The sequence below is a fragment of the Accumulibacter sp. genome (genome assembly GCF_031732815.1).
Taxonomy (GTDB): domain Bacteria; phylum Pseudomonadota; class Gammaproteobacteria; order Burkholderiales; family Rhodocyclaceae; genus Accumulibacter.
Window position 1 is genome coordinate 1 of record NZ_JAVMKF010000284.1, and the last position, 2,609, is coordinate 2,609.

The window sequence follows — 2,609 nt, forward strand, 5'->3', positions numbered from 1 at the left end:
CCGCTCGCCTTCGGTCGCGCCGCGTCGAGCAGGTCGCACAGCGTATGCACGATCGACAGGTTCGGCATCTCGTTCCAGCCGCCGATGTTGTACACCTCGCCCAGCGTCCCGGCCTCGAGCACCCGGCGGATTGCCGCGCAGTGATCGCCCACGTACAGCCAGTCGCGGATCTGCTGGCCATCGCCATAGATCGGCAGCGGCTTGCCGAGGAGTGCGTTGTGGATCATCAGCGGGATCAGCTTTTCCGGGAACTGGTAGGGGCCGTAGTTGTTCGAGCAGTTGGTGGTCAGCACCGGCAGGCCGTAGGTATGGTGATAGGCACGAACCAGATGGTCGGAGGCGGCCTTCGAGGCCGAGTACGGGCTGTTCGGCTGGTAGGGATTGCTTTCGGTGAAGGGTGGATCGTTCGCCGTCAGCGAGCCGTAGACCTCGTCCGTCGACACGTGCAGGAAGCGGAAAGCTGCCTTCTCGCCATCGGCAAGGCCGGCGTAGTGGGCACGTACGCACTCAAGCAGGGTGAAGGTGCCGACGATATTGGTCTGGATGAACTCGCCCGGCCCGTGGATCGAGCGGTCGACATGGCTCTCGGCAGCGAAGCTGACGACAGCCCGCGGCCGATGCTGCGCGAGCAGCGCAGCGACCAGTTTGTGGTCGCCGATGTCGCCTCGGACGAAGACATGCCGCGCATCCCCCTGCAGCGACCTGAGGTTCTCGAGGTTGCCGGCGTAGGTCAGCTTGTCGAGGTTGACGATGGGTTCGTCCGACCGGGCCAGCCAGTCGAGCACGAAATTGGCACCGATGAAGCCGGCGCCGCCGGTAACGAGAATGGTCATTTTGTCTACCTGATCACCAAAAAGTCCTGACGGGGAACTGGGCAAAAGCGGTATCCGCCGTCACCAGGGGCATGTCGTCGATCTCGGCCTGAGCCGCGAGCATGCGATCGAAGGGGTCGCCATGCGTCACGGCATACCCCCCCGCGCGCAGCGCGTGTGCCGGCGAAATGGCAAGGTGCCGGAACCCTTCTTCCTCAATCATAGCGACATACCCGGGCATCAACTGCCCGGCCAGCGGCAACTTACCCAAACGGTGCTTGGTAGCAATTTCCCAAGCCGAGGCCGCACTGACCAAGACATCGTTGTGCTCGTCCGCAATCAGTTCGCGCACACGTACCGAGAGGCGGGAATCGTCTACCAGCCACCAGAGCAAAGTATGGGTGTCGAGCAGGATTTTCACGGCTTCCTGCCGGCAGTGAGAAGCAAGTCCGAAGAATCGTCAGCCGCCGCGCCCGCTTCTGCCACAGGCAATGGTTCGAAGAAGGCCTCCGGCACGCTGCAACCGGCAAGGCGACCCGGACGGCGTACCGGCTTTTCCTGCGGAGCCAGCGGCACGAGACGTGCGTATGGCTTTCCCGCCTTGGCGACAACGATCTCCTCACCCTCATGCGCCCGGTCGAGCAGGCGGGAAAAGTGAGTCTTGGCGTCGTGCACATTAACGATGGTAATAGTCATGGAATCGTCTTTCGGTTGCGGGATTCTCGCAACATGGACTAAGTCACCGGACTAAGTCTATCACGATCACGGCATCGTATAATGCGCGCAATGAGAATCCTGCTGGTCAAAACCTCGTCGCTCGGGGACGTCATCCACAACCTGCCGGTTGCCGCCGACATTGCCCGGCACCTGCCCGGCGCCGAGATCGACTGGTGCGTCGAGGCCTCGTTTGCCGATATCCCGCGACTCTCCCCGCACGTCCGTCGTGTCATTCCGGTGGCCGTCCGCCGCTGGCGGAAAGCGCTGCTGGCCGTCGCCACCTGGCGCGAGATTGGCGGAATGCGGCAGGCCCTGGGAGCGCACCCCTACGATGCGATCCTTGATACTCAAGGCCTGCTGAAAAGCGCGCTCATTGCACGTCAGGCCACCGGCCCCCGCCTTGGCTATGCTGCCGATTCCGCCCGCGAACCACTGGCGGCGCGTCTCTATGACCGGCACTTTTCCGTCGACAAGTCCCTGCATGCCGTCGTCCGCAACCGTCAGCTCGCCGGTGCCGCACTGGGCTACCTCCCCGGTTCGACGATCGACTACGGGATTGCCAGCCCCGAATTCGTGGCGGACTGGCTTCCTGAAACGCCGACCGCAGTGCTGCTCACCGCCACCAGCCGCGACGACAAGCTTTGGCCGGAACACGACTGGATCGCAGTCGCACGCGAACTCGTCAGCCGCGGTCTGACACCCGTACTACCGGGCGGCAATACAACTGAGCGCGACCGCGCCGCGCGCATCACGGCAGCAGTGCCCGGCGCCATCGCCGCGCCGGCGCTCGGGATCCGGGAATTGGCCGGAATCATCGGTCGCAGCAAACTCGCCATCGGCGTCGATACCGGCCTCGCCCATCTCGCCACGGCCTTGACGGTGCCGACCGTCGCCCTCTACACGGCCACCGACCCGGCGCTGACCGGCGTCCTGGGGAGCGGATTTTTCCGCAACCTCGGCGGTATCGGAAAAGCGCCAACGGTGACCGAGGTGCTGGCCTCCACCGACGAAGCGCTTGAAACCTGATGGCCCGCCTGCTCTACAGCGCCCTCTTCTATGCCGCGCAGCCACTCGTCTGGC

At 64.2% G+C, this 2,609-nt stretch carries 4 protein-coding genes; 1 reads left to right on the forward strand and 3 read right to left on the reverse strand.

Annotated elements, in window-relative coordinates; translation table 11 throughout:
* The 3 genes from rfbB to RKP46_RS16370 form a co-directional block, all read right to left on the reverse strand.
* Window positions 1–833: dTDP-glucose 4,6-dehydratase (gene rfbB, locus RKP46_RS16360; RefSeq protein WP_311107604.1), on the reverse strand; the 833-nt coding region annotated here is incomplete at its 3' end.
* 13 nt (window positions 834–846) lie between these two features.
* A complete protein-coding gene (locus RKP46_RS16365; protein WP_311107605.1) occupies window positions 847–1,233 on the reverse strand; it encodes a type II toxin-antitoxin system VapC family toxin in 387 nt (128 codons plus the stop codon).
* On the reverse strand, window positions 1,230–1,508 hold the full coding sequence (locus RKP46_RS16370; protein WP_311107606.1) for a type II toxin-antitoxin system prevent-host-death family antitoxin: 279 nt from the start codon (window positions 1,506–1,508) through the stop codon (window positions 1,230–1,232). The genes RKP46_RS16365 and RKP46_RS16370 overlap by 4 nt, the downstream gene beginning before the upstream one ends.
* 81 nt (window positions 1,509–1,589) lie before the next feature.
* On the opposite strand from RKP46_RS16370, the gene waaC reads away from it, so the two are divergent.
* Window positions 1,590–2,555 carry a lipopolysaccharide heptosyltransferase I gene (waaC, locus tag RKP46_RS16375; protein WP_311107607.1) on the forward strand — a complete coding sequence of 322 codons (966 nt, stop codon included), beginning with the start codon at window positions 1,590–1,592 and terminating at the stop codon, window positions 2,553–2,555.
* The last annotated feature ends 54 nt before the right edge of the window (window positions 2,556–2,609 follow it).